The sequence below is a fragment of the Acidovorax sp. GW460-11-11-14-LB4 genome, from assembly GCF_059423685.1.
The window spans coordinates 28,288-54,512 of the sequence record NZ_JBWKYJ010000026.1; the positions used below are offsets into that span (position 1 = coordinate 28,288).

26 protein-coding genes are annotated in these 26,225 nt (G+C 63.8%); 6 read left to right on the plus strand and 20 right to left on the minus strand.

Translation table 11 applies throughout. The annotated features are described in order from the left end of the window. Position 1: 1 nt before the first annotated feature. From xylB to AC07X4_RS11750, 8 genes are all read right to left on the minus strand, one after another. The gene (xylB, locus tag AC07X4_RS11715; RefSeq protein WP_494740160.1) at positions 2-1,486 is read right to left on the minus strand and encodes a xylulokinase; all 1,485 of its coding nucleotides are present in this window, start codon (positions 1,484-1,486) and stop codon (positions 2-4) included. A 126-nt stretch (positions 1,487-1,612) separates the two neighbouring features. Then, on the minus strand, positions 1,613-2,548 hold the full coding sequence (locus AC07X4_RS11720) for an AraC family transcriptional regulator (RefSeq protein ID WP_056743668.1): 936 nt from the start codon (positions 2,546-2,548) through the stop codon (positions 1,613-1,615). 29 nt (positions 2,549-2,577) lie between these two features. After that, positions 2,578-3,981, minus strand: coding sequence for a D-arabinitol 4-dehydrogenase (gene dalD / locus AC07X4_RS11725; protein WP_494740161.1), 1,404 nt, complete (start codon positions 3,979-3,981; stop codon positions 2,578-2,580). 19 nt (positions 3,982-4,000) lie between these two features. Continuing rightward, positions 4,001-4,735, minus strand: coding sequence for an SDR family oxidoreductase (locus AC07X4_RS11730; protein ID WP_494740162.1), 735 nt, complete (start codon positions 4,733-4,735; stop codon positions 4,001-4,003). Positions 4,736-4,752: 17 nt separating this feature from the next. Further along, on the minus strand, positions 4,753-5,796 hold the full coding sequence (locus AC07X4_RS11735; protein ID WP_494740163.1) for an ABC transporter ATP-binding protein: 1,044 nt from the start codon (positions 5,794-5,796) through the stop codon (positions 4,753-4,755). Between the two features lie 49 nt (positions 5,797-5,845). Beyond that, positions 5,846-6,691, minus strand: coding sequence for a carbohydrate ABC transporter permease (locus tag AC07X4_RS11740; RefSeq protein WP_056067136.1), 846 nt, complete (start codon positions 6,689-6,691; stop codon positions 5,846-5,848). A gap of 15 nt (positions 6,692-6,706) precedes the next feature. Continuing rightward, complete coding sequence (locus tag AC07X4_RS11745) at positions 6,707-7,570, minus strand: carbohydrate ABC transporter permease (protein ID WP_069105336.1); 864 nt, start codon at positions 7,568-7,570, stop codon at positions 6,707-6,709. Positions 7,571-7,728: 158 nt separating this feature from the next. Further along, the gene (locus AC07X4_RS11750; RefSeq protein ID WP_494740164.1) at positions 7,729-9,060 is read right to left on the minus strand and encodes an ABC transporter substrate-binding protein; all 1,332 of its coding nucleotides are present in this window, start codon (positions 9,058-9,060) and stop codon (positions 7,729-7,731) included. Positions 9,061-9,500: 440 nt separating this feature from the next. Between AC07X4_RS11750 and AC07X4_RS11755 the strand changes: the two genes are divergently transcribed. Beyond that, entirely contained in the window at positions 9,501-9,794 is a 294-nt protein-coding gene (locus tag AC07X4_RS11755) for a DUF4148 domain-containing protein (RefSeq protein ID WP_494740165.1), read from the plus strand. 53 nt (positions 9,795-9,847) lie between these two features. Continuing rightward, complete coding sequence (locus AC07X4_RS11760; protein WP_056067132.1) at positions 9,848-10,141, plus strand: hypothetical protein; 294 nt, start codon at positions 9,848-9,850, stop codon at positions 10,139-10,141. 125 nt (positions 10,142-10,266) lie between these two features. On the opposite strand, the gene AC07X4_RS11765 is transcribed toward AC07X4_RS11760, so the two are convergent. Continuing rightward, positions 10,267-10,779: a GNAT family N-acetyltransferase gene (locus AC07X4_RS11765; RefSeq protein ID WP_494740166.1), complete on the minus strand. Its 513-nt coding sequence runs from the start codon at positions 10,777-10,779 to the stop codon at positions 10,267-10,269. Between the two features lie 112 nt (positions 10,780-10,891). Here AC07X4_RS11765 and AC07X4_RS11770 point away from each other — a divergent pair, with 112 nt between their 5' ends. The 4 genes from AC07X4_RS11770 (at position 10,892) to xth (ending at position 13,824) form a co-directional block, all read left to right on the plus strand. Beyond that, positions 10,892-11,761: a thymidylate synthase gene (locus tag AC07X4_RS11770; protein WP_494740167.1), complete on the plus strand. Its 870-nt coding sequence runs from the start codon at positions 10,892-10,894 to the stop codon at positions 11,759-11,761. Positions 11,762-11,835: 74 nt separating this feature from the next. Then, the gene (locus tag AC07X4_RS11775; protein ID WP_056743682.1) at positions 11,836-12,444 is read left to right on the plus strand and encodes a DUF4337 domain-containing protein; all 609 of its coding nucleotides are present in this window, start codon (positions 11,836-11,838) and stop codon (positions 12,442-12,444) included. A 32-nt stretch (positions 12,445-12,476) separates the two neighbouring features. Next, positions 12,477-12,965, plus strand: a complete 489-nt coding sequence (locus AC07X4_RS11780; protein ID WP_494740168.1) for a dihydrofolate reductase — start codon at positions 12,477-12,479, stop codon at positions 12,963-12,965. A 79-nt stretch (positions 12,966-13,044) separates the two neighbouring features. Beyond that, positions 13,045-13,824 carry an exodeoxyribonuclease III gene (xth, locus tag AC07X4_RS11785; protein WP_494740169.1) on the plus strand — a complete coding sequence of 260 codons (780 nt, stop codon included), beginning with the start codon at positions 13,045-13,047 and terminating at the stop codon, positions 13,822-13,824. A gap of 167 nt (positions 13,825-13,991) precedes the next feature. On the opposite strand, the gene AC07X4_RS11790 is transcribed toward xth, so the two are convergent. The 11 genes from AC07X4_RS11790 to AC07X4_RS11840 all read right to left on the minus strand — a co-directional run bounded on the left by AC07X4_RS11790 (position 13,992) and on the right by AC07X4_RS11840 (position 26,060). Further along, the gene (locus AC07X4_RS11790) at positions 13,992-14,939 is read right to left on the minus strand and encodes a ferritin-like domain-containing protein (RefSeq protein WP_291445834.1); all 948 of its coding nucleotides are present in this window, start codon (positions 14,937-14,939) and stop codon (positions 13,992-13,994) included. 228 nt (positions 14,940-15,167) lie between these two features. Then, a complete protein-coding gene (gene ntrC, locus AC07X4_RS11795) occupies positions 15,168-16,805 on the minus strand; it encodes a nitrogen regulation protein NR(I) (protein WP_494740170.1) in 1,638 nt (545 codons plus the stop codon). A 51-nt stretch (positions 16,806-16,856) separates the two neighbouring features. Continuing rightward, positions 16,857-17,882: a nitrogen regulation protein NR(II) gene (glnL, locus tag AC07X4_RS11800; RefSeq protein ID WP_043566259.1), complete on the minus strand. Its 1,026-nt coding sequence runs from the start codon at positions 17,880-17,882 to the stop codon at positions 16,857-16,859. Between the two features lie 81 nt (positions 17,883-17,963). Beyond that, entirely contained in the window at positions 17,964-18,485 is a 522-nt protein-coding gene (locus AC07X4_RS11805; RefSeq protein WP_056067114.1) for a hypothetical protein, read from the minus strand. A 222-nt stretch (positions 18,486-18,707) separates the two neighbouring features. Next, entirely contained in the window at positions 18,708-20,123 is a 1,416-nt protein-coding gene (gene glnA / locus AC07X4_RS11810; RefSeq protein ID WP_094291201.1) for a type I glutamate--ammonia ligase, read from the minus strand. Positions 20,124-20,295: 172 nt separating this feature from the next. After that, complete coding sequence (locus AC07X4_RS11815; RefSeq protein ID WP_494740171.1) at positions 20,296-21,117, minus strand: competence/damage-inducible protein A; 822 nt, start codon at positions 21,115-21,117, stop codon at positions 20,296-20,298. After that, positions 21,114-22,055, minus strand: coding sequence for an EI24 domain-containing protein (locus AC07X4_RS11820; protein WP_494740172.1), 942 nt, complete (start codon positions 22,053-22,055; stop codon positions 21,114-21,116). Before AC07X4_RS11820 ends, AC07X4_RS11815 begins: the two co-directional genes overlap by 4 nt. 35 nt (positions 22,056-22,090) lie before the next feature. Continuing rightward, positions 22,091-23,104 (minus strand): sterol desaturase family protein, encoded by a 1,014-nt coding sequence (locus AC07X4_RS11825; protein ID WP_494740173.1) that lies wholly within the window; start codon positions 23,102-23,104, stop codon positions 22,091-22,093. Between the two features lie 97 nt (positions 23,105-23,201). Beyond that, on the minus strand, positions 23,202-24,023 hold the full coding sequence (locus tag AC07X4_RS11830; protein WP_494740174.1) for a polysaccharide deacetylase family protein: 822 nt from the start codon (positions 24,021-24,023) through the stop codon (positions 23,202-23,204). Positions 24,024-24,046: 23 nt separating this feature from the next. Then, on the minus strand, positions 24,047-25,033 hold the full coding sequence (locus AC07X4_RS11835) for a YncE family protein (RefSeq protein WP_082564891.1): 987 nt from the start codon (positions 25,031-25,033) through the stop codon (positions 24,047-24,049). A 274-nt stretch (positions 25,034-25,307) separates the two neighbouring features. Beyond that, positions 25,308-26,060 (minus strand): 16S rRNA pseudouridine(516) synthase, encoded by a 753-nt coding sequence (locus AC07X4_RS11840; RefSeq protein ID WP_436078672.1) that lies wholly within the window; start codon positions 26,058-26,060, stop codon positions 25,308-25,310. Positions 26,061-26,225 lie beyond the last annotated feature (165 nt).

Sequence of the window (26,225 nt, forward strand, 5' to 3'; positions counted from 1 at the left end):
GTCAGAACTGCGATTGCAGCGCGGGGTAGAGCGCGACAAAGCGGGCATAACGTTCGGCCAGCTGGGTTTGTTGTGCGGGCTGTGGCATGAAGGTGGCGTCAGCGGGCAGGGGCTGGCACCAATGGGCTTCGTCACCACCGCAGGCCATGGCGGCCAGGCGCGCGGCGCCTAGGGCTGCGGCAGCGTGTGCACCCTGCGGGCGCTGCAGTGGGGTGCCCAGCGCGCTGGCCAGCAGCTGCGCCCAAGGGTTGCTGCGTGCGCCACCCCCGACGAGCGCCAGGGGCGCATCACTCCGACCTGTGTCACTACCCTTCCCCGGCCCTGCGGCGAGCATGGCGTTGAGGCCATCGAGCAGGCCAAAGCCCACGCCTTCCATCACGGCATAGGCCAGGTCCGCCGCTTCGTGCTCGGCCCGCAGGCCCATGAACACGCCGGTGGCAGCCGCGTTGTTGTGCGGTGTGCGCTCGCCACTCAGGTACGGCAAAAACAGCGGCGCCTGCGCCTGGCGGGTGGCGCTGAGGGCACCCACGGCGTCGGACAGTTGCGCCTCGTCGCCACGCCCCGTCAGCCGGGTAACCCAGCCAAACGCACTCGCTGCACTGAGCATGACGGACATGTGGTGCCAGCGCTGCGGCAGCGCATGGGCAAAGGCATGCACGGCGCGCTCGGTGGCAGGCGCAAAAGCGTCCGTCACGCGAAAGACCACACCCGAGGTGCCTAGCGACACAAAGCCCTGCCCCGCAATGCGGGCGCCCACGCCCACGGCACTGGCGGCGTTGTCGCCTGCGCCAGCAGCGACGACGATGCTGTCACGGAGCCCCCAGCGGCGTGCCACATCGCTGCGCAGTGTGCCAGTGGGCGCACTGCCCTCGGCCAGCGTCGGCATGTGCGAAACATCGAGCCCACAGGCCTGCAGCATGGCCGGGCTCCAGGCGCGCGCCTGCACGTCCAGCCACAGCGTGCCCGATGCGTCGGACATGTCGCTCACCGCATCGCCCGTGAGCTGCAGGCGCAGCCAGTCCTTGGGCAGCAGCACGGTGCGGATCTGGTCGAACACGGCGGGCTCGTGCGTGCGCAGCCACAGCAACTTGGGCGCGGTGAAGCCGGGCATGGCGAGATTGCCGGTGATCTGGCGCGAGGTGGGCACAGCCGACTCCAGCTGCGCACATTCGGCGCTGGCGCGGCCGTCGTTCCACAAGATGGCCGGGCGCAGCACCTGGCCCTGCGCGTCCAGTACCACCGCGCCATGCATATGGCCCGAGAGGCCGATGCCCCGCACCTGCGCCCACGCTGCGGGAGCCTGCGCGCGCAACTGCGCCACGGCGGACTCCACTGCCGCCCGCCAGTCAACGGGGTGCTGCTCGCTCCAGGTGGGCTGGGGGCGCAGTTGAGGCACGGCGGCATCTGCCGTAGCGACCACAGTGTGCGCATCGTCCAGCAGCAGGAGCTTGACACCCGAGGTGCCTAAATCGATTCCGAGGTACATGGGTGATGGACAGATGTCAGTGATTCACAGTGAAAGCCATGGCCTGGCCTTTGCCTTTGGCGGGTTGCGTGAAGGGGTCACGCAACAAGGGCCTCCCCCCTCTCAGGGTGCAGATCCGGCCGGGGATCAGGAAGTCTTTCCAAACCTTCCCGCGCCCTGCTTGCGGTACTCGCTGGGCGTCATGCCCTTGATGTCCAGAAAGCGGCGGTTGAAGTTGGCCATGTTGTTGAAGCCCACGTCATACGCAATGTGGGTGATGTAGCGCTCGGTCTCCATCAGCAGCTGGCACGCACGGTTCACGCGCACCAGGTTCACGAAGTCGGTGAAGGTATTGCCCGTGGCGCGGCGGAAGAAGCGCGAAAAGCGGCTCTCCGTCATGCCCAGCTCTTGCGCCAGGTCGGCCGCCGATAGCGGGTCGGCCAGGTGGTCGGTGATGCGGCTCACGATGGCGTTGATCTGGTCGAGCTGGGTATCGTTGTCCTCGCTTTGCAGCTGCGTGCTCGACAGCAGGCGAAAGTCGGTGCAGCGCGCCAGGTCGCTCATGAACTCACAGAAAGCGCCGAACCGGGCGAGCCCCTGGCGCGCCTTGATGCGGTGCCAATGCTCTTGCGCCTGCGCTTCCATGCCAAAGAACTCCACACCGTGGCGCGCGCGCTCCAGCAGAGGCAGCACCTCGCGCAGCTCGGGGATGGTCTCGCTGCTGGCCACCAGCGGCGCGTGCGAGAACTGGATCACCAGGTCGCGCAGCGGCACGCCGCCTTCGGGCAGGTCCATGCTGATCCAGTTGTGCGGCAGGCGCGGCCCGGTCAGCACCAGGTGGCCGGGCTGGAACTGACCGATCCAGTCCCCCACAAAGACCTTGCCAGAAGTGGCCGTGATCAGGTGCAGCTCGTACTCGTCGTGGTAATGCCAGCGCGCCAGCGGCGTGGGAAACCCGTGCGACAAACAACGGATGAAGCCCGCCGTCTCGGGCGACTCGTAGCCCAACGCGGGCGAGCGCACATAGTCATGCTCCAGCTCGGGCTTGGTCTGGCGCGGGGCGATGGGCATCTTCACGGTCATGGCGGTAGTGGGCTCAAATTACACCAGCATCAGGCGCCTGTCCGCTCTGCCACAAAAGCCAACACGCGGGCATAGGCTTTGCGCAACGCGTCTACGAGTCGGGGGTGGCCGGCCATCTCGCCCCACAAGGTCGTGTCGGCCGCAAAGGCCGCCACGGGGTCAGCGGCATCGCAGATGGCATGGGCCACTGCAGGGTCCATGGCCTGGTCCTGGTAGCTGTAGGGGATCTGCCCCGCGTGCCAGCGCTGCAGGTAGGCCAGGAACAGCGCGGGCAGCATGGCCACGCTGTCGAACGACGCGTTGCGCGCGAGCTTGTCGCGGATAGTGGGCGCAATCATGCCGGGGATCTTGGAGAACGCATCCATGGCCACGCGCTGGTTGGTGTCGGCGATGGCAGGATTGCCGAAGCGGTCCAGCACCACGTCGCGGTACTGCTCCAGGTTGATGGGGCAAGGCTGCTCTGGGGTGTGGAGCACCGGGATCGCGTCGTCGGTGACGTAGTCGTAGGCCATCTGGCGAATGGCCGCGTCGTGTGTGCCTTCGTGGATGTACTGGTAACCCGCCAGCGTGCCCGCCCAGGCAATGCAGCTGTGGGTGGCATTGAGCAGGCGGATCTTGGCCTCTTCGTGCGCCTGCACCGACTGCACCATCTCGACGCCGACCGTTTCCCACGCGGGGCGGCCTGCGATGAAGTCGTCTTCAATGACCCACTGGATAAAGCTTTCACCCATGAGTGCGGCCTTGTCATCCCAACCTGTTGCGGCCTTCACGCGCTCGGCCACATCGGGCGTGGGGCGCGGCGTGATGCGGTCCACCATGGCGTTGGGGCTGGTGGTGTTCTGCTCTACCCACTCTTTGAGTGGCGCATCGCCCAGCGCCTCGATGAACTGCAGCAGCCCGCCGCGCGAGCGGTCGCCGTTGTGGCGCAGGTTGTCGCAGTTCATCAGCGTCACGGCGCCCGCACCGGCTGCCCTGCGCGCGCGCAGGATGCTGACCAGGCCGCCGTAGATGGTGTGGCCTGCCTGGCCCGCCTTCACGGCCGCCAGGTCGGCGCGCAGGTCGGCAAACGTGGGCCAATCGAGCTGGTTCTGGGCATCCAGGTAGTAGCCCGCTTCGGTCACCGTGAAGCTGATGATGCGCGTGGCGGGGTCGGCACCCATGGCAATCAGCGGGGCCAGGTCGTCCTGGTAGGGGATCACGCGCTGGATCGACTCGATGACGGTGTAGCTGCGCTCGCCTTGGGGGGTGACGGTTTCGAGCGTGTAGCGCCCATCCTGCGCTTGCAGCGCCGCGATGGTGCCGGCCATGTCAGGGCGCAGGTTGCCGCCTGCGATGGCCCAACCCGTGTCGCCCTGCTGGCGCAATGCGTGAACGTAAACGGCCTGGTGGGCGCGGTGGAACGAGCCCAGGCCCAGGTGCAGGATGAAATTCATGGTGCGTGACTGCAGGTTTCTAGAGATCAAAGTTCGTGGGCATCATCACGACGTCGCGGATGGTCATGCCGCGCGGGCGGGTGAGCATGAAGAGCACCACGTCGGCCACTTCGGACGCCTCGATGAGGCTGCCGCTGGCCTTGGCCTCGGCGAGCTTCTCCGCGGGCCAGTCGGCCAGCAGCGAGGTGATGACGGGCCCGGGCGAGATGGAGCCCACGCGGATGCCGTGCTTGAAGACCTGGCGGCGCACGGTCTGCACGAAGCAGTTGACGGCCCACTTGGACGAGGCGTAGACGGGCTCCCACGGCGTGGGGAAATGCGCGGCCAGCGAGCTGGTGACGATGATGTCGCCCGTGCCGCGCTCGATCATGTGGGGCAGCACGTTGTGCACGTTCTTCATCACCACGTTGACGTTCAGGTTGAGCATGCGGTCTATGGCGTCGGGGTCGGCATCCACCAGGTCGCCGCCCACATACAACCCAGCATTGGCGTGAAAGATGTCGAGTTGTCCCGCAATGGCCAGCGTGCGCGCAAGCAGGCTCGCACACTGCTTTGTGTCCAGCAAATCCAGCACCAGCGGCGACGCTTGGGCGCCGATGGCAGCGCAAGCCTTGTCCAGCGCTTTTTCATCGCGGTCGATAAGTACCACGTGCGCTCCAGCGTCGGCCATGGCCTTTGCACTGGCAAACCCGATGCCCGATGCGGCGCCGGTAACGGCCGCCACCTTGCCTTGAAGTTCTCGTCCGGGGGGCATGGAAGCAGTCATGGCGGTCATGCGGTCTGGCGGGCCACCACGCGGCCGTTCGGGTCGAACCAATGGGCGTGCGACGCGTCGATGTCCAGGCTCACCGCATCGCCGGCGCGCAGGCCTGTGCGGTCGTTCTGGCGCGCCACAAACTGCGCGCCGCTGGGCGTGCTCACGTAGATCAGCGTCTCTGCGCCCAGTGCTTCCACCAGGTCCACCTGGCCCGGCACCGGCGTCGCGCCGGTGTTGCGCACCGTGATGTTCTCGGGGCGCAGGCCGATGGCACCGCCCTCCGCCCCGGCGGGTGCCTGCTGCTGCACGGGCGATGGCAGCTGCGGCAAGGGCACCACATTCATCTGCGGCGTGCCGATGAACTGGGCCACGAACTGGTTGGCAGGCTTGTCGTACAGCTCCAGCGGCGTGCCCACCTGCTCGATGACGCCATCGCGCAGCACCACCACGCGATCGGCCAGCGTCATGGCCTCGACCTGATCGTGCGTGACGTAGATGGTGGTGGCGCCCAGGTCGCGGTGCAGCTTGGCGATCTCCACCCGGGTCTGGCCGCGCAGCGCCGCGTCGAGGTTGGACAGCGGCTCGTCGAACAAAAACACCTTGGGCGCGCGCACGATGGCGCGGCCGATGGCCACGCGCTGGCGCTGCCCGCCCGACAGCTCCTTGGGCGTGCGCTGCAGGTACTGCGTGAGGTTGAGAATGCGCGCGGCGTTCTGCACCTTCTCGTCGATCACCTGCTTGTCCACCTTGGCGAGCTTGAGCGCAAAGCTCATGTTCTCGTACACGCTCATGTGCGGGTACAGCGCATAGCTCTGGAACACCATGGCCAGGTCGCGCTTGCTCGAGGGCTGGTCGGTGATGTCGCGGCCGTCCAGCATCAGGGTGCCGCCGTCGATGTTTTCGAGCCCCGCGATCAGCCGCAGCAGCGTGGACTTGCCGCAGCCCGAGGGGCCGACGAAGACGATGAACTCGCCTTGCTGGATGGTGAGGTCGATGCCCTTGATGGCGCGGTGCTCACCAAAGAATTTCTCGATGCCGCACAGTTGGAGGTAGGCCATGGAATCGGGTTCCTGAAAACTTGATTGCGTTGGATAGGAAAGCTGCGCGTTACTTCACGGCGCCAAACGTCAGGCCCTGCACCAGCTGCTTCTGGCTGAACCAGCCAAAGACCACGATGGGCGCAATGGCCATCAGCGAGGCGGCGGACAACTTGGCCCAGAACAGGCCCTCAGGGCTGGAGTACGACGCGATCAGTGTGGCCAGCGTGCCGGCCTTGGCGGCGCTGAGGTTCAGGCTCCAGAAGGCCTCGTTCCATGACAGCACCAGGCACAAGAGGCCGGTGGACGCGAGGCCGCCCATGCCCAGCGGCAGCAGCACCAGGCGCACCTCTTGCCACAACGTGGCGCCGTCCATGCGCGCGGCTTCCAAAATCTCGCGCGGGATGTCCTTGAAGTGCGAATACAGCATCCAGACCATGATGGGCAGGTTGGACAGCGCGAACACGATGATGAGCGCGAGCTGCGTATCGAGCAGGTGGCTCTTTTGCGCCAGCACATAAATGGGTACCAGCGCGCCCACGGCGGGCATCATCTTGGTCGAGAGCATCCACATGAGGATGTCCTTGGTGTACTTGCCCTTGAAGAAGGCCATGGCGTAGGCCGCAGGCGCAGCCAGCATGAGCCCCACCAGGGTAGAGACCACGCTGGTGATGACCGAATTCTTGGCGTACAGCAGGTAGTCGCTGCGCTCCTGCACCTCGTGGAAGTTTTCGAGCGTGGGGACAAAGAACAGCTGCGGCGGCACGGCGATGGCCTGCAACTCGGTCTTGAACGCCGTGAGGAACAGCCAACCCAGCGGGAAAAACAGCAGCAGGGCCACGCCCCAGGCAGCGGCGGTGCGCAGGGCCAGCAGGCCGAGCGGGAAGTTGGAGCGGCGTCGTTTTGTCGTTGTCATGAGCGTTGCCCCGTCTTACTTGTCAAGGTTCTTGCCGACCATGCGGATCAGAAACACCGCCGCGATATTGGCCAGCAGCACTGCGAACAGCGCCCCTGCCGAGGCAACGCCCGCATCGAAGTTGAGCAGTGCCTGCTTGAAGATCAGGAAGGTGACGTTGGTGCTCGCATCGCCCGGCCCGCCACCCGTGGTGGTGTAGATCTCGGCAAAGATGCTGAGCAAAAAGATGAGTTCGATCATCACCACCACGGCTACCGAGCGCGCCAGGTGTGGCACATACAGGTAGCGCAGTTGCTGCAGGTAGTTGGCGCCGTCCATGCGCGATGCTTCCAGCTGTTCGTGGTTCATGCTCTGCAATGCGGTCATGAAGATCAGCGTGGCAAACGGCAGCCATTGCCACGACACCATGACGATCACCGAGAACAACGGGTGGTCCGTGAGCCAGTCCACCGGCTGTGCGCCAAAGAACATCCACACCTGGGCGAGCACGCCGTAGATGGGATTCATCATCATGTTCTTCCACATCAGCGCGTTCACCGTGGGCATGACGAAAAACGGCGAAATCAACAGCACCCGCACGATGCCCCGGCCCGCAAACGGCTCGTTGATGAGCAGCGCAATCGCAATGCCGAACACCACCGTGATGAGGATCACACTACCCAGCAGCAAGATGGTGTTGACCACCGCCGTGCCAAACGATGGGTCGGTGACGAAATACTCAAAGTTCTCCAGCCCGGCAAAGCCCGTCTGGTCCGGCTGCATGAGGTTGTAGCGGATGAGCGAGAAGTAGATCGTCATCACCAGCGGCACGATCATCCACAGGAAGAGCGTGGCCATGGCTGGCGTGAGCAGCAGACGGGGTAGCAGGCGGCGGTTCATGGGAATTCCGATACAGACTTACACAGCGCAGTGAGGCAAGCGCTCAGTGGGCGCAGCGAGCGGCCCGAGGTGGGGGGTGCTGTACCGCAGTCGTACTCCCGTACGGCGAGGAACACCGCCCCCAGATCGGGCCGCGCAGTAGCCCAATGGGTGCTTGCCTATTTGTAGTAGCCGGCCTTCTTCATTTCGCGGTCAGCCGCCACCTGGCCGGCCTTGAGTGCCGCGTCCACCGTCGTCTTGCCTGCCAGCGCAGAACTCATCTGCTGGCCCACGGCGATACCGATGGCCTGGAACTCCGGAATGGCCGCGAACTGCACGCCCACATACGGGCTCTTGGGCAAGGTCGAATCCGTGGGGTTGGCCGAGTCGATGGCGGTCTTCTCTGCGGCGGCAAAACGCGCGGCCTTCTGGAATTCCGGCGAGGCGTAGGTGCTCTTGCGCGTGCCGGTGGGCACGTTGGCCCAGCCGTTGGTCTTGGCCACCAGCTGGATGTAGTCCTTGCTGGTGGACCAGGTGATGAACTTCTGCGCGGCGTCGACCTTTTTGGAACCAGCCGGGATGGCCAGATTCCACGACCACAGCCAGTTCGCGCCCTTGGGCGTGTTCATGGTGGGCGCCTGGGCAAAGGCCATCTGGTCGGCCACCTTGGACTGCTTGGGGTCCGCCACGAACGATGCGGCGATGGTCGCGTCCACCCACATGCCGCACTTGCCGGAGTTGGTCAGCGCCAGGATCTCGTTGAAGCTGTTGGCCGACGAGCCGGGCGGGCCATAGTTCTTGAGCAGGTCGACGTAGAAGGTGATCGCATCCTTCCAGGGCTTGGACTCGAGCTGCGGCTTCCACTGCATGTCGAACCACTGGCCGCCGAAGGTGTTGACCAGCGTGGTCAAAAACGCCATGTTGTCACCCCAGCCTGGCTTGCCGCGCAGGCAGATGCCGTACACGCCGTTCTTGGGGTCGTGCATCTTGGCGGCCAGGTCCTTGATCTGCGGCCAGGTGGGACGCTCAGGCACCTGCACGCCGGCCTTGTCGGCCAGGTCCTTGCGGTACATCAGCATGGAGCTTTCGCCATAGAACGGCGCGGCAAACAGCTTGCCGTCCACCGTCAGGCCATTGCGCACGGCGGGCAGCAGGTCATCCACGTCGTAGGCAGCATCGGTCTTCAGCTCCTGCAGCCAGCCCTTCTTGCCCCAGATGGGCGCTTCGTACATGCCGATCGTCATCACGTCGAACTGGCCGCCCTTGGTGGCGATGTCGGTCGTCACGCGCTGGCGCAGCACGCCTTCTTCGAGCGTGACCCACTTGAGCTTGATGTCGGGGTTCGCCTGCTCGAAATTCTTGCTGAGCTTTTGCATCTCGATCATGTGGCCGTTGTTCACGGTGGCAATCACGAGTTCGGTCTGCGCATGCGCAGCGGCTCCGCAAAGCGATGCCGCCAGGGCGGCAACGGCCAGAGCCAGGCGAGTGTGTGGACGAGTGGAACGGGGCATCGGAACGTCTCCTGCGTAGTTGGTATGGATCTGCCATTCAACGCCAGTCGAATCTCGGCATTGATGGGCTGAACGATACCGATGCTCTGATGCTCAGTTGATACTTTGAAAAGCACTACACATACTAAATTTCGCCAGAATCTCAGGATTTATACCTAGTCGCATCAATTGGGTATGTGCATTGTGGGCCTGGGGCGCCCGCCCTGGCGCTGCGGGGTGCTGCACACATTTGACCCAAGGGCGCGCCCTGAGTGGGCCGACTGTTTCCAAAACTGGAACAGTCAGTTTGCGACCAAGTGGTTTTTCCCTGAACACCATCGGCGTACAGTTCAACCCATCGATGAGCCGAACCCGCAAGGCGACTCACCGAACCCGGTTCAGGAATGGTTTTTGACCCGGCTTTTTTGAGACGCTTTTTCAACTTCAAGGACTTATCAATCATGAACAACACCGCACGTTTGCTCTCCATCGCCGCTGTCGCCGCTTTCGCTTCTTTTGGCGCCCAGGCTGACGAAGCCGATGCTTCGCAGTTCGCCACCAAGTTTGAAACCAACCGCACCCGCGCTGAAGTGGCTGCTGAAGCCGCTACCGTGGCCCAGACCCGCTCGATCGAGCCCGCTGGTTCGCGTGTGGTGACCTACAAGTCCACAGCTGACCGCGCTGCCGTGCGTGCCCAGGCTGCTGAAGCTGTGCGCACTGGCCAGATCCCTTCCGGCGAAATCGGCGCTCTGTAAGCCGTCCCGGAATCAACGGACCTGCCCCCACCCCATCAAGAATCGAGATCACCATGAACAAGACCACACGTTTCCTGTCCATCGCTGCCGTGGCTGCTTTCTCCGCTTTCGGCGCCCACGCTGACGAAGCCGACAGCTCGCAATTCGCCCTGAAGTTCGACACCAACCGCACCCGCGCCGAAGTGGCTGCTGAAGCCTCTACCGTGGCCCAAACGCGTAGCATCGAACCCGCTGGTTCGCGTGTCGTGACCTACAAGTCGACTGCCGACCGCGCTGCAGTGCGCGCCGCAGCGGCCGAAGCGGTACGCACCGGCAAGATCCCTTCGGGCGAAATCAGCGCAATGTAAGAATGCGGGCCTTCCCATGGTGGTGGCCTCTCACGGTTGTGGGTGCTGCCACCATGCGGAAGTGTTTCCCCCTGACTCTCTGAGAGGGCTCCTGCATGGGAGCCCTTTTTGCATGGACAAAAAGCTCAGGCCACCAGTGTCTTGAACATCACATGGGCATCGACATAGCCCCGCGTGTGGTGCCGGAAGGCCCCGGGCAGCGTGCCCACGATCGCAAAGCCCAGGTGCTGCCACAGCCGCACGGCGCGCACGTTGCTGGCTACCACCAGGTTGAACTGCATGGCCCGAAAGCCCATGACCACAGCCTGCTGCTGGGAGTGCTCACACATCAACGAGGCCACGCCCTGCCCCTGCGCGGTCGGCGCCACCACATAGCCACAGTTGCACACATGGGCGCCCTGCCCGGCCTGGTTGGGCTTGATGAAATAGGTACCCCAAATCTCCCCGCCCGCGCCAAGGACGACAAAGGTTGCGGCAGGCAGCTCTACCCAGGCTTTGTGGATCTCGGCCTCGGTGCTGTCGGGGGCAAACGCATACGTGTCTCCCGCCCGGAAGGTGGTGCGCAGGATGGGCCACACGGCGGGCCAGTCGGCAGCCTGGAGGGGGCGGATGGTGACGGGGGTATCGGAAGTCGTCATGGGAAGTGCAGTGGATGGATGGCGAATCTGGCATTCTCCCGCTCCGCATAAAATCCGCCGTCGGCAACGGCCACCCCTTGATGGCGGCGCCCTACCCTGAGTGATCCATCCCATGACCCAGCCTTCTGCTGCCCCGCCAGCTCCTGCCTTGCCCGCCCGCCCCGTGCGCTCCCAGTACGAAGATTTCATGCGCCATGTGTTCACCCACGGCGTGGACAAGTCGGACCGCACCGGCACCGGCACCAAGAGCGTGTTCGGCCACCAGATGCGGTTTGACCTGAAGGAAGGTTTTCCGCTGGTCACGACCAAGAAGGTGCACCTCAAGTCAATCATCCAGGAGTTGTTGTGGTTCCTGACCGGATCGAGCAACAACAACTGGCTGAAAGAGCGCGGCGTGACCATCTGGGATGAATGGGCTCGCGAGGACGGCGACCTGGGCCCGGTGTACGGCGTGCAGTGGCGCAGCTGGCCGACGCCGGACGGCGGGCACATCGACCAGATCAGCGACGTCATCCAAACGCTCAAGACCAACCCCGACTCGCGCCGCATCATCGTGAGCGCCTGGAACGTGGCCGAGCTGCACAAGATGGCGCTCATGCCGTGCCACGCTTTCTTTCAGTTTTACGTAGCCCCGGCGCAAGAGCCCGGCGGGCGCGGCACGCTGTCTTGCCAGTTGTACCAGCGCAGCGCAGACATCTTTCTGGGTGTGCCGTTCAACATCGCCAGCTATGCGCTGCTGACCCACATGGTGGCCCAGCAGTGCGACCTGGAGGTGGGCGACTTCGTCTGGACGGGTGGCGACTGCCACATCTACAGCAACCACCACGAGCAAGTGCAGACCCAGCTGGCGCGTACGCCCTACCCCTACCCCGTGCTGAACATCAAACGCAAGCCGGGCAGCATCTTCGACTACGAGTACGAAGACTTTGAAGTGGTGGACTACCAGTGCCACCCTGCCATCAAGGCGCCCGTGGCAGTCTGACCTGACCACTGCACCAGCCAGCCTGCGGCACAGGCCCCGCTTTCACCCATAACCAATACAACGAGCTTCTATCTATGTCTTCCGGCGGATTCCACGTACACGGCCCCCACGACCACGCGGTCGAACATGCCACCCACGGCCACGATGCTGCGCACCACGGTGCGGACCATGGCGGCGGCTCGTCCACCAACAAGATCGCCATGTTCACGGCCATCGTGGCCACGGTGGGTGCCATCTTTGCCTACATGGGCGGCGCCACCCAGGCCAATGCGGGCCTGATGAAGAACGACGCGGCCATCAAGAAGACCGAGGCCTCCAACCAGTGGAATTACTTCCAGTCCAAAAGCACCAAACAAAGCCTGGCCGAGCTGGCCCGTGACCTGACCCCGGCCGAAGCCGAGAAGGTCAAATACCAGGCCAAGATCGACCGCTACGAAAAAGAGAAGAACGAGATCAAGACCGCGGCCGAAAAGCTGGAGGCCGATGCCCACGCCTTCGATCAGCAAAGCGAGGCCCAGATGCACCAGCACCACCGCTGGGCCCAGGCCACCACCGCGCTGCAGGTGGCGATTGCCCTGGCCGCGATTGCGCTGCTGACCAAGAAGAAGTGGCTGGAATACGGCATGTACGGCGTGGCCGCCGTGGGCCTGGGTGTGGGCGCGCTGGCGTTCCTGCACATCTGATCCCCTCCCCATTCAAGCACCGAGCGAGCCCTATGCCCCTGCACCTCATTTACGCCCGCGCGGCCAACGGCGTCATCGGCAAGGACAACCGCCTGCCCTGGCACATCCCCGAGGACATGGCGCACTTCAAGCAGCTCACGCAGGGATGCCCGGTGGTCATGGGCCGCAAGACCTGGGACTCGCTGCCCGCACGCTTTCGCCCCCTGCCCGGCCGCACCAACATCGTGGTGACGCGGCAGGCCGACTGGCAGGCCGAGGGTGCCCACCGCGCAGGCAGCCTGGCCGAAGCACTGGCGCTGTGCGACGCGGGCAAAACCGTGTGGATCATTGGGGGCGCGCAGATCTATGCCGAATCCTTGCCCCTGGCGGACTGCGTGGAGGTGACGGAGATCGCCCAGGACTTTGACGGCGATGCCTATGCCCCCGTGCTGGGCGCAGAATGGGTAGAAACCGCCCGCGAGCACCACGTGAGCGCCAACGGGCTCCCGTTCAGCTTTGTGACCCGTGTGCGCCGCGCCTGACGCTTCTGCCCCTTTCCTCATCTACTCACATTTTGATAGCTGCCAGCGCATGATCCACTAGCGCTACCGGCCAAAAACCATGCAAATTGCCACCTGGAACGTGAACTCCCTGTCGGTGCGCCTGCCCCAGGTGCTGGCCTGGCTGGCCGCCAACCCGGTCGATGCCCTGTGCCTGCAGGAGCTCAAGCTCACCGACGACAAGTTTCCCCACGACGCGTTGAAAGAGGCCGGCTACGAAGCCGTGGCCTTCGGCCAGAAGACCTACAACGGCGTGGCCATCCTGAGCCGCCACCCGTTGCGCGACGTGGTGCGCAACATCCCTGACTTTGGCGACGAGCAGGCCCGTGTCATCGGTGCCACGCTGGACACTCCGGCAGGCCCGCTGCGCCTGCTCAACGGCTACTTCGTCAACGGCCAGGAGCCGGGCTCGGAAAAGTTCGCCTACAAGATGCGCTGGCTGCAGGCGCTGCAGGACATGGTGCGCGCCGAGATGGCCGCCCACCCGCGCCTGGTGCTGGTGGGCGACTTCAACGTGGCACCGGAAGACCGCGACTCGTATGACCCCGAAGGCCTGCGCGAGACCATCCACCACACCACCGAAGAGCGCAACCACTTCCAGGCGCTGCTGGCGTTGGGACTGACCGATGCCTTCCGCATGTTCGAGCAGCCCGAAAAAAGCTACTCGTGGTGGGACTACCGCATGCTGGGCTTCCAGAAAAACCGGGGCCTGCGCATCGACCACATCCTGGTGAGCGAAGCGCTCAAGCCCACAGTGACGGCCTGCGTGGTGGACCGCGCCCCGCGCAAGAACCCGCAGCCCAGCGACCACGCGCCGGTGGTGGTCACGATGAGCGCCTGATACGCCCTGGAACCGCTGGGCTGCAGCCCTCAGGCTGCCCGTATGCGACGCAAAAAAGGCTGCCAGAGTATTCCTCTGGCAGCCTTTTTTCTGGGGGCAACCCTCAGATGCAGCACAGGCGCCATCTCAGGCGTGGCTTCCCCCAGGGACTCCCTTGGCCCCTGAGATCAGGGCCGTGGCGAGAACCCGTCGCGCAGCGCACGCACCTCGTCGTGGTTGCGCTGGGCGCCTTGTGCCTGGCGCTCCACCAGCGCGCGCACATCTGCAGGCAGCGTCGCCTTCAACGCCTTGCGGTAGCGGGCCACCGCAGCGTCCTCGCCACGCTCGCACTCTTCCAGCACGGCCTTGTCGTCGCGGGTGGAAAGTGCCGTCTTCACCGACACCCAGCCCCGGTGCAGCGCACCTGCCACCGTGCCGCCCTGTGCAGGGTCGCCATTCAGGCGGCGGATCTCATGCTCCAGCTCGACAGCGGCAGCGGCACATTCACGCGAGTGGCGCTGGAAGATGCCCTTGAGCTGGCCCGACTCGGCATGCTCTGCACAGGCATGGAAGCCGTACTCGCCATCGCGTGCAGACTCCAGCAGGTCATTGAGTACATCGACCACATCCTCGGCGTCGATCACGTCCATCGGACGGTCGGTGGCGAGCGCAGTGCGGTTGGCGGCGCGCTCCCACGCCGCACGGGTGGCGGGGCGCACATCGGTCCAGGCTAGGCCGTCGCTGCCGTGGCGTGCGCGCCAGTCGTCCGCTAGGCGCGGCTCGATGGCGTCAAAGTCGCCCTCGTAGCGGCCCACAGACGACCAGCCCAGCTCATAGGCGGGACGGTATTGGTCGTACGTGCGGCCGCCCACGTAGTACGGCTCGCGGTGGTAGGTTTCGCGCCAGTAGGCGTCTTCTTCGGTGGGGTTGACGGCCTCGGCAGCCGCCTTGCCAGCCAGGCCGCCGGCCACAGCCCCCGCTACGCCACCAATGGCAGCGCCGACCGGGCCGCCGAAAGCACCGGCAGCAGCGCCGGCTGCAGCGCCACCCAAGGCAGCACCCACGCCCGTTCCGACGGGGTGAGCACCCGGCTCATTGGTCAAAGGGTCACGGTTGGCATCGTTGAAATCCGACATAGGAACATCTCCGGTTGGTTGACAGTGACTTCATTGTTGAAGCCACCTCCGGAGTGCCGGGTCGGCCCAGGGAGGGCCTGCATGTAGGACATGGCCCGCCATGCAGTGCGATGCGCAGCGCGCATCCGGGCCAGGTTGCAGCGATGCCACCAGCGATGTAGTGGCACCTTGCATTGCTACGATTTCAATAGCTGCAGAGGCATGATAAACATGCACCTGCGGCCATTTTCATACTTCATCCGGCGCGTCCAGCCCCAACTCCTGGATCTTGCGGGTGATGGTGTTGCGCCCAATGCCCAGGCGCTGCGCGGCCTCCATGCGACGGCCGTGGGTGGCCACCAGGGCCGTGCGGATCAGGCGCGACTCAAAGCGCCGCGTGAGCGCGTCCCACACCTCGGGCTGGCCACCTGCGAGCAGTTTTTGCGCCTCGGTTTCCAGTGCCTGCTCCCAGCTGTGGGCAGCAGCCACAGGGGCTGCGGCGGCGTCGGCCGACCAGGACGCAACGGCCGCAGGTGCAGACGCCGACACCGGAGCAGACGCCTGCGCTGCAGGGTGCAGGCCACCCACCAATTCGGGTGCAGGCTGCGCCACTGGCGCAACAGGGGCCAGCGGGGCCACCGGCATCGATGTCACCGTGGCCGCCGCAGGCTCGGCGCCCGCCGTGGCGCGCACTGGCGGCTGGTACACCGGGGCTTCCAGCACCTCGGGCGGCAGGTCCTGCAGCGAGATCACCTGGGCAGGCGCCATCACCGTGAGCCAGTGGCAGATGTTCTCCAGCTGGCGCACGTTGCCCGGGAAGGCAAACTGCTCCAGCCGCGCCAGTGCTGAATCGGCAATGCGCTTGGGCTCCACGCCCAGCTGCCGCGCGCTTTGCTGCAGAAAGTGGCGCGTGAGCATGGGCACGTCTTCATGCCGCTCGCGCAGCGCGGGCAGGCGCAGGCGGATCACGTTGAGGCGGTGGAACAAGTCCTCGCGGAAGCCGCCTTCCTTGACGCGCTGCTCCAGGTTCTGGTGGGTGGCGGCAATCACGCGCACATGGGCCTTGACGGCTGCGTGGCCGCCCACGCGGTAGAACTGGCCGTCCGACAACACGCGCAGCAGGCGCGTCTGCAAATCAAACGGCATGTCGCCGATTTCGTCGAGGAACAGCGTGCCGCCCTCGGCCTGCTCGAAGCGGCCGCGCCGCTGGGTCTGGGCGCCGGTGAAGGCGCCGCGCTCATGGCCGAAGAGTTCGCTCTCCAGCAGGTCTTTGGGGATGGCGGCGGTGTTGATGGCCACAAAGGGGCCGTCTGCCACGGGCGAATGCTTGTGCAGCGCGCGCGCCACCAGCTCCTTGCCCGAGCCCGATTCGCCGGTGATGAGCACCGTGACCTGGCTTTGCGACAGCCGCCCGATGGCGCGAAACACGTCCTGCATGGCGGGCGCCTGGCCCAGCATTTCGGGGGTCGCGGTCTGGCGCTCTTCGGTGACTTCTTCGCGCTGGCTTTCTTCCACCGCTCGGCGGATCAGCTCCACCGCCTTGGGCAGGTCAAACGGCTTGGGCAGGTATTCGAACGCGCCGCGCTGAAAAGCCGACACCGCGCTGTCGAGGTCGGAGTACGCCGTCATGATGATGACGGGCAGGCCGGGCTGCAGCTCGCGCACCTTCTCCAGCAGTTGCAGGCCCGAACCTCCGGGCATGCGGATGTCGCTCACCAGAACCTGGGGGCCCTGGCGCGCGGGGTCGCCTGCGGTGACATCGGCCAGTGCGTCCAGCACTTCGCGCGGGTGCGTGAAGCTGCGCGTGGGCAGGTTCTCGCGGGCCAGCGCCTTTTCCAGGACGAAGCGGATCGAGGGGTCGTCATCTACTATCCAGATCGGCTTCATATGTTTTTCTTACCTTCCCTGTGGTTGCGTGTCAGGGACCGTCATGCGCTGTCAGGGCAAGGGGATCAGGATTCGGAAGTCGGTGCGACCCGGTACGCTGTCGCATTCGATCAACCCGTGGTGACGCTGCACGAAGGTTTGCGCCAACGTCAGCCCCAGCCCTGATCCGCCGTCCCGACCCGATACCAGTGGATAAAAAATCCGCTCCTTGATGGCATCGGGTACGCCCGGTCCGTTGTCGATGACATGCAATTCCAGTGCCAGCCGGTAGCGCTGCCGGCCGAACGTGACCTGGCGGGCCACGCGCGTGCGCAGCGTGATCACGGCATCGCCCTTGGCGATTCGCTCTGACAACGCTTGGGCCGCGTTCTGCACGATGTTTAGCACCGCCTGAATGAGCTGCGCACGGTCCCCACGAAACTCGGGGATGGAGGTGTCGTAGTCGCGCTGTACCTTGAGGCCCTGCGGGTATTCGACCAGCACGAGCGAGCGCACCCGCTCGCACACCTCATGGATGTTCACGTCGCCCACCAGATGCGGGTGGCGGTGGGGCGCGAGCAGCCGGTCCACCAGGCTTTGCAGGCGGTCGGCCTCGTGGATGATGACCTGGGTGTATTCGGTGAGCTCGCGGTTATCGAGCTCCATCTCCAGCAGTTGCGCCGCGCCTCGAATGCCGCCCAGCGGGTTCTTGATCTCATGGGCTAGGTTGCGGATCAGCTCCTTGTTGGCCTGGGCCTGGTCACGCAGGCGCTCTTCGCGGTCCTGGCGGGCCTGCTGCTCCAGCGGCCACAGCTCCACCAGGATTTCGCCCACCTGCTCGGCATCGGCCACGTTGACATGCACGGGCACCGGGTCCTGGTGCAGGCGCTTCAGGCTGGCCTCGTAGCGCAGCGCGGCAAAGTCCTTGCCCCGGGCGCCCGCCAGTGCGGTCTGCAGCAGTGCCGGGTCGGTGAAGAAGGTAGAGAAGTCCGCCCCTTCCAGGGTGCGGCGCGAGAGGCCCAGTGTGTTTTCCAGCGCGGCATTGGCAAACTGCACCGCGCCATCGTCAGCGCGCAGCACCGCCACCAGGGTGGACATCAGGTCCAGGGAATGAAAACGCCCGGTGTCAGCGCCGGGAAGGTCGGAGGAAGAAGGGGCACTCACACGCAATCACCGCTGTCAGTTGGTGGGTGCAGCAGGGGCAGGCAGGCGGGCAATCTCGCGCTTGATACCCGCAATGTCACTCTCGCTGCGGGCCACGCTGGCCTTGAGTTCAGCCGTGCGTTCGGTGTAGCGCTGGGGGTTGCGCAGATCGAGTGCGTTGCGCTCGGGGGCGCCGTTGTTGTATTCCTTGAGCAGCTCGGCATGGCGCGTTTCCGCTTTGCGCAGCTCGGACTCCAGAATCGCGCGGGCATCCGAGTCACGGGATTTTTGTTCGTTGTTGCTGACGCGTGGAGCGTTGGCGGGCGAGGTCGCAGACGACGGGGCTGCCGCACCACCCGCTGCAGGAGCTGCGGCAGACGCTGGGCGGGTGCCCTGCACAACGGTAACGTTGCCGCCCTCCACCAGCTTGCAGCCGCGCTCCTTGGCTTGCTGGGCGTTGTTGGTGTATTCGTTGCCGCAACGGTAGATGCGGTCTTGCGCCTGGACTGCGGGGACGGTGGCGGCGATGAGGAGCAGGGTGATGAGCGTTTTATTCATTCGGTTTCCTCGCACTGACATGCAGGGGACAGGGGAGTATCCCCCAATCACCCTACATCTCCAATCCAACAAGGGCAGACCCTTGAAGGGCTGTGTATACGGATGCAACACCTGGCGTCTTGGTTCCGCCGCACGCGTTCGGCGCAGGTAGCGCCGCCGCCCGCCCATGAAAAAAGGCGGCTTGCGCCGCCTTTTCTTGAGCAATGGTCTGCAGGCAGACGATTACAGCGAGTAGTACATGTCGTACTCGACAGGGTGCACTGCCATGCGGAAGCGGGTCACTTCGTTCATCTTCAGATCGATGTAGGCGTCGATCATGCTGTCGGTGAACACGCCACCCTTGGTCAGGAACGCGCGGTCCTTGTCCAGATGTTCCAGGGCCTGGTCCAGGCTGTGGCACACGGTGGGCACCAGCTTGTCTTCTTCTGGAGGCAGGTGGTACAGGTCCTTCGTAGCGGCTTCGCCAGGATGGATCTTGTTTTCCACGCCGTCCAGACCGGCCATCAGCAAGGCTGCGAAGCCCAGGTAGGGGTTCATCAGTGGATCGGGGAAGCGGGCTTCCACGCGACGGCCCTTGGGGTTGGCCACGTAAGGGATACGGATCGAAGCGGAACGGTTCTTGGCCGAGTAGGCCAGCTTCACCGGTGCTTCGAAGTGAGGCACCAGGCGCTTGTAGCTGTTGGTACCGGGGTTGGTGATGGCGTTCAGGGCACGGGCGTGCTTGATGATGCCGCCGATGTAGTACAGCGCGAAGTCCGACAGACCAGCATAGCCATCGCCAGCGAACAGGTTCTTGCCGTCCTTCCAGACGGACTGGTGCACGTGCATGCCGGAGCCGTTGTCGCCGTGGTAAGGCTTAGGCATGAAAGTGGCGGTCTTGCCGTAAGCGTTGGCCACGTTGTGGATCACGTACTTTTGCAGGATCGTCCAGTCGGCGCGCTCGACCAGCGTGCTGAACTTGGTGCCGATTTCGTTCTGGCCAGCGCCTGCCACTTCGTGGTGGAACACTTCAACCGGAATGCCCAGGGATTCGAGGATCAGGGACATCTCGGCGCGCATGTCTTGCGTGCTGTCAACAGGAGGCACGGGGAAATAGCCGCCCTTGACGGTGGGGCGGTGGCCACGGTTGCCGCCTTCGAGCTTGGCGCCTGTGTTCCAGGGGGCTTCGTACTCTTCGATTTCGTAGAACGTGTTGTTGGGTTCAGTGCTCCAGCGCACGCCGTCGAAGATGAAGAATTCTGGCTCGGGACCGAAGTAGGCCGTATCGCCCAGGCCGGAGGCCTTCAGGTAGGCTTCAGCGCGCTTGGCAATGGAGCGGGGATCGCGGTCGTAGGCCTTGCCGTCGGTGGGCTCGATCACGTCGCAGGTCAGGATCAGCGTCGTTTCTTCAAAGAACGGATCGATGTTGGCCGTGCTCGGGTCGGGGATCAGCTGCATGTCGGAGGCTTCAATGCCCTTCCAACCGGCGATCGACGAGCCGTCAAAGGCATGGCCCGAAGTGAACTTGTCTTCGTCGAAGTGAGAGACGGGCACCGTGGTGTGCTGTTGTTTGCCACGGGTATCGGTGAAACGGAAGTCAACGAACTTGACTTCGTTCTCCTTCACCATCTTCATCACGTCTGCAACGGTCTTGGCCATCAGGTTCTCCTGGATAAAGCGCTTGTTGAAAAAAGAGTTTGCCGAAATAAAAGCAGTTTGCGTGCCAGCCGAGTGCAGCACCGCACTATGAAGGAGCGCTACCCGCGACAGGTCGGCGTGGCATGCGCCAAAAAGCACCAATACGGTGCAATCCATCTACCAAATCTGAGTCTCACAGATTGCGCACCAATTCAGGGCCGCAATTTGCACCAAATTCGTGCAATCCTGTTTTCAAAGCCTGCCATGCAGCAGGCACCGAGGACGCGGGCCCTTTGACACCCAGTTCGATATGCCGCCCGTATTGTGGATGATCTACGCTGGGCAAACTGAACACCCGCACATCCGGGTGCGATTTTTCAATCTGCTCCATGAGGGGCGTCAAGGCTGCCTCCATCGCACCATAAACCACCACCGACTGCTCGGTCTGCGGTGCCCGGTTGAAATGGGCTGCGTAGTGGTGCTCCAGCACCCATTCGATCATGGGCCAGGCCATGACTGGGAAGCCCGGAACGAAGTGCACGGCACCGCCCCCAGCCCCGTCGCAACTGAAGCCGGGGATCTTGTTGTAGGGATTGGGGATGATGCGCGCACCCACCGGGAACATGCCCATGTTGAGGCGGTGCACGTTGTCGGACCGGTCGGGCTCATAGGGCACGCCCTGCTCGCGCGCCACATCCTGCATGCGTTCGCGAATCAGCGTCTCGGCTTCTGGGTGCAGGGCCAGATCCCGGCCCAGGGCACGTCCAGCACATTGCCGCGTGTGGTCGTCTGGGGTTGCGCCAATGCCGCCACACGAGAACACCACATCGGCCGACGCGAACGCCCGCTGCAAAGTGGCCGTGATGCGGTCCGGGCTGTCGCCCACATAGTCGGCGTAGGCCAGCGACAGGCCCCGCGCCGATAACAGGTCGATCACCTTGGGCATGTGCTTGTCGGCCCTTTTGCCTGACAGTATCTCGTCACCCACGATGATGAGACCAAAGGTGGGGGTCATGGTGGATTGTCTCCAGGGTTCGGATTTGCAGGGGGCGGCAGCACGAGGGCTGAGGGTGCCGCCATGTTCAGAGCTGGCGCGTCTTTGGGATGCGCGGCCGCTTCGGCCAATGGGGCGTGCCCGGTCGTCGGCGCCATGGTGGACCGCTCGGCACGCAAGCGCTGCAGGGCGGCCAGACCGTAGTGCGTGAACCACAGCGAGGAAAACGCGAACACCAGGGTGTAGATCCAGATCGCCAGCGGCACCAGCACAAAAAACGCGGCGGCAAACACCACGCCCGATGCCCACACAATGCTGGGCGCCGCCCCGAGATAGCCTGTGACGATACCAATGCCCAGCAGGCTACTGCGATGGCGGCGGAATATCTCCAGGCGCTCTTCCTTGCTGGCGTGGTCTGCCAAGGCGTCGAACACCATCACACGGTAGGTCAGCCAACCCCAGATCAGCGGCGGCAGGATGAGCACCAGCGGCGGCACCAGCCACAGCGGAACGGACACCACCAGCGCCACCAGCGCCAACACCGTGGACCCTACCGACCAGGCCACACTCGCGATGAAGGACCCGCCCTTCTTGCGCTCCAGATCCGGAAACCGCCGCGCAGCCACCAATGCCACCAGGGCGGGGGTCATGAGTACCGCTACGGTCAGCAGCGACACCACCACCAGCACAGGCGCCACGGCCAGCACCACCATCAACGGCGCCATGACAGCAGTCACATCCCCCAGGCCCCAGCCCTGAAGCCAACCCCAGACGCTGGCCAGCAACGAGGACGCATCGAGCAATGCGCGCATCTCCTGCACCGCCGCGTCCCAATAGAAGTAACCCAGGCCGAGTGCCAAAACGGCGATCAAGAACAGAGGCAAGAGCGACAGCGCAATCACCCGCGGACGCAGGCAATAGGCAGCGGCACGCCAGAAAGAATCAAGCAGTAATCCCATGGCGGCAAGCATACAGGCAGCGCCCGCCAAGCCGCTCAGGCCCTGCCCAGCAACCTCAGTACGCCCCGCCATTGCTGGGACCAGAACCCCGCGCCGTAGTCGCGCACACGGCCATCGGGGCCCGGCTCGACCTGGTCGCGCACGCCCGTGGGGTCAAAGCGCTTTTCAAAGTTGGCCGTGCCCATCAGCATGTCCCACCAGGGCAGAAGCACCCCGAAGTTATGCCCACCGAGCACCACGCGCGGCTGCGCGGCTGGCAAGCCTGCTGCAGCGCCGGTCGCTGGCTTGACCGTCTCGTGGCCAATGCCAATGCTGTGGTGCCGGCGGTGAAACCGGGGGCTGATCCAGAGCCGCTCACCCACCTGACCAAACCACAGCCGCACGTTGGCGTGCTGAAAGCTCTCGCTGAGCTGAGTGATGGCCACGATGGCAATGAACTGCCCCGGCGCAACGCCAATCAGCTGCGCCACCGTCACCAGAATCACGTCGCGCAGCAGGTCATCGAGCAGGTGGTTGCGGTTGTCGCTCCACATCGTCATCTGCTGCTGTGCATGGTGCAGCGAATGCAGCCGCCACCACCACTCAAAGTGATGCTGCCCCCGGTGGATCCAGTAGTCCACAAAATCGAACACCACCAGATACAGCAGCAAGCTGACCCAGGAGATGTCCGTCACACCCGGCCAGAGGCCATCGAGCTGGAACGTGCTGATACCCGCCACACGCAAGGCACCAAACAGTGAATCCGCCAGCGGATCCACCGTGAAAAACAGCGCCAGCCGGAACAGTCCCAGCCGGTGAATCAGGGTGTAGAGGATGTCAGTGCGGATGGTGGTGCGGTCATTGATCTGCTCCACCGGCCACCAGCGCTGCAGGGGGCCAATCACAGCCACGATGACGACCAGCTGCAGCAATCCCACCAGCAGCCAGCCGGAGGCCTCATAGCCGTTCTCCAGCAGGCTGGCCAGCCCTGTGGTGAACATCAGCGGCTGCAGCACGCTCTCAAAAAGCCATTGCTGCACGCTGTCAAATACACCGCCTAGCCATCCCATCGTGTCGCGCTCCCTGGCACCTGGTTATTCATGCAAACATGCGGCGCGTGCGCCCTCAGCCACGGCACACGCGATCCAACTTGATCCCACAGCCCATCTAGCGAACCTGAGCCGCTGCGGCCGCATAGTCAGGATGATCCCGCAAGGTACGAAAGCAAAACCCTCGCTGCTTGAGCCCTTCAATCAAAGGCTCCAGCACAGCGGGCGCCCAGGCGTCCTTGCGCGACCAGATCCCCAGGTGCGCCAGCAGGATATCGCCACTGCGCACATCACGCAGCGCCTTGTTCAGCAGCGCGGTGTTGCTGGCCGTCTCACTGGGCAGCTCATCCCCCAAGAAGCCGGCAGGCGACCACCCCACATGCGCGTAACCGCAGGCCTTCGCGCTGGCAATCAATTGTGCAGAGGTCTTGCCGCCAGGCGCGCGGAACAGGGGCAAAGGCGTCTTGCCGGTAATGGCCTTCAAACGATCCGCAGCACGGGCAATTTCTTCGCAGTATTCAGCTGCAGACATCACAAAGCTTTGACCCTCACGCTGTCCCGCCGAGGGACGGACCCGAAACGCCGGATGCGGCGCGCTGCCAGCATCGGCACGCCAGTAGGTGTGATTCCAGGTGTGGGAGGCAAACTCATGGCCCTCCGCGGCGCGTTCACGCCACCATGGGGCCCAATGGTCCCCCAGACTTCCATCGCCTTCCTTCGTGCGTTCGTTTGCAGCAAAGAAAGTCACGTGCACCTGCTGGCGCTTGAGCACCTCAGCCACCAAAGGCGCCACTTCCATGTGGCCAGTGTCAAAGGTCAGGTACAGGGGCTTTTTGCAGTCATTTTGGGCGGTAGCGCTGGTGAAACATGCCCAAACAGCTATCAATACGATAGCATCGCGACGCCTGCCGTGTGGTACACGAAGAGCGCTGAGAAACATACCTCTGACCGGCGGTGCAGCGCTCAACGCGGCGCGTGCTGCAAGGTCCAAACGCCGTGGGGCGATTTGCCCACGTTGACCTGGCGCACCACCTTCTTGGCCTGGGTATCCACCACGGACAGCTTCCGTGCCCAACGGGAACTGACGTAGATGTAGCGTCCGTCCGCCGAAACATCCATGCAATCAGGGCCGCCAGGCACAGGGTACGACTCGACGACCTGCTGGGTGTTCATATCGATCTTGCTGATCGAGTTGGCCACGCGATTGCTCACATACAGGTGGTGCCCATCGCCAGCAGCGCGAAAGGCGTGTGCACCGTTGCCTGTCTTGATCCGCTTGACGCTGACCGCTTCACGCCCGGAGATATCGAACACCTCCACGCTGTCACCGCCCGTCAGTCCCACAAACAGGTGCTTGCCATCGGGACTGCCGTAGACATCCGCAGGCATGGGGCCTGTTTTGACGCGCCATTTGATGGTCTGGGTGGCAATATCAATCGCCACCAGTTCGTCACTGTCCTGCATGGTCGAATAGACGGTGGTGCTGCGACTATCGATCCATAGATGGCTGGGGGTGCGCGATGTGGCCACGCGCTGCACCAGGGTCAGGTCCTTGCCGTCCCAGCGGTAAAAGTCCACGTGATTCAGACGGTTGGCGGCCGTGATGAACCATTTCATGTCGGGACTGAATCGCAGATGGTAGGGGTCCACAATCCCACGTACGGTACGCTGCACCTCGGCGGTACGGGGGTCCACAAACGTCAGCGTGTCACCGAGCGCGTTGGCCACGATGATCGACTTTTCATCGGGAGTCAGATACAGGTGGTGCGGCTCTTTACCTGTGGGTATGCGGGCCGTCTCCGTCCAGGTCACCGGGTCGATGACGCTGACGTTGGCCTCCAGCGAATTGAGTACAAAAAGCGGCGGAGCGCCCGCCGCCACACCGGCCAAGGAGTAACACCACCCACCAAGGGCCACAACGCAGATGCGTGCAATCGAGAGAATCTTCACAAAACCACTTTCAACACAGCCTTGGAGTGTAGCGCCGCGCCCAACACAGACCCGAGCGACAACACGTAACATCAGGGTGATCTTGCTCTCTTTGACTCAGGTCATCCCGGTATTGGCGCTGCCTGGGGTGCCAGGGCATCTCGCAGGGCGAGACCACAACTTGCCAGCAGAGCTCTCCCGGCCTCGGCAGTCAAGGGATCAACGACATGAGTCACAGTGCCCCGGCCGCACTCTCTGAGCCAGTCAAAAGAGGCCACTCCTCCGGACAACATGCTCAAGCATTGCTGTTCAACAGTGACAGATCGGAAGCATTGAGCCATCGCCATTGGCCGGGGGCCAAATCCGCAGGCAAATCCATGCTTCCAATGCGAGAGCGATGTAGCCCCTCCACCCTATTGCCAACCGCTGCAATCATCCGCTTGACCTGGTGGTACTTGCCCTCAGTCAGCGTCATATCCAAGCGATGGGAATCCACAATGGAGCAGTTTGCAGCACGCACCGGCTTGGGATCATCGTCCAGCACAACCCCCGCCAACAATTTCGACACCTGTGTCTCGTCCACGGGATGTTTGGTCGTCACTTGATAAACCTTCGGAACATGCTTCTTGGGCGAACTCAAGCGATGAATGAATTGCCCGTCATCGCTCAATAGCAACATACCCGTTGTGTCCTGATCAAGGCGCCCCACCGCCTGCACTCCTTGTACCGCACTCTTCGTAGGCCGCTGGCGCAACGGCGGAGGCAGAAGCGTGTAGATGCTGGGGTACGTAGAAGGCTTTTGAGAACACTCCGTGCCGGCGGGTTTGTGAAGCAGCACGTAGGCTTTGGCGTGGAACGGCCAATCCACACCCTGTACACGTAACAGCAGTCCTTCGGGCTCATAGCCTGCGGTAGCCTCCGTGCAGAGCATGTACTCGGCATTGGGCGAAGATGCCTCACGCACCGAGACCCACCCCTGCTGAATCAGGCCCGCGCAAACACGACGCGTACCAAAACCTTGGGAATACAGAATGTCTTGCAGTTGCATGGTCAATACCCGGGGGTCAGCGAGAAGGGATGATTTGTTGTTATCCCAAAGCAAAAAACCCCAGTCATATCTGACTGGGGTTTTCTGGGCTGTAAGAGCCTGACGATGACCTACTTTCACACGGGAACCCGCACTATCATCGGCGCAAAGTCGTTTCACTGTCCT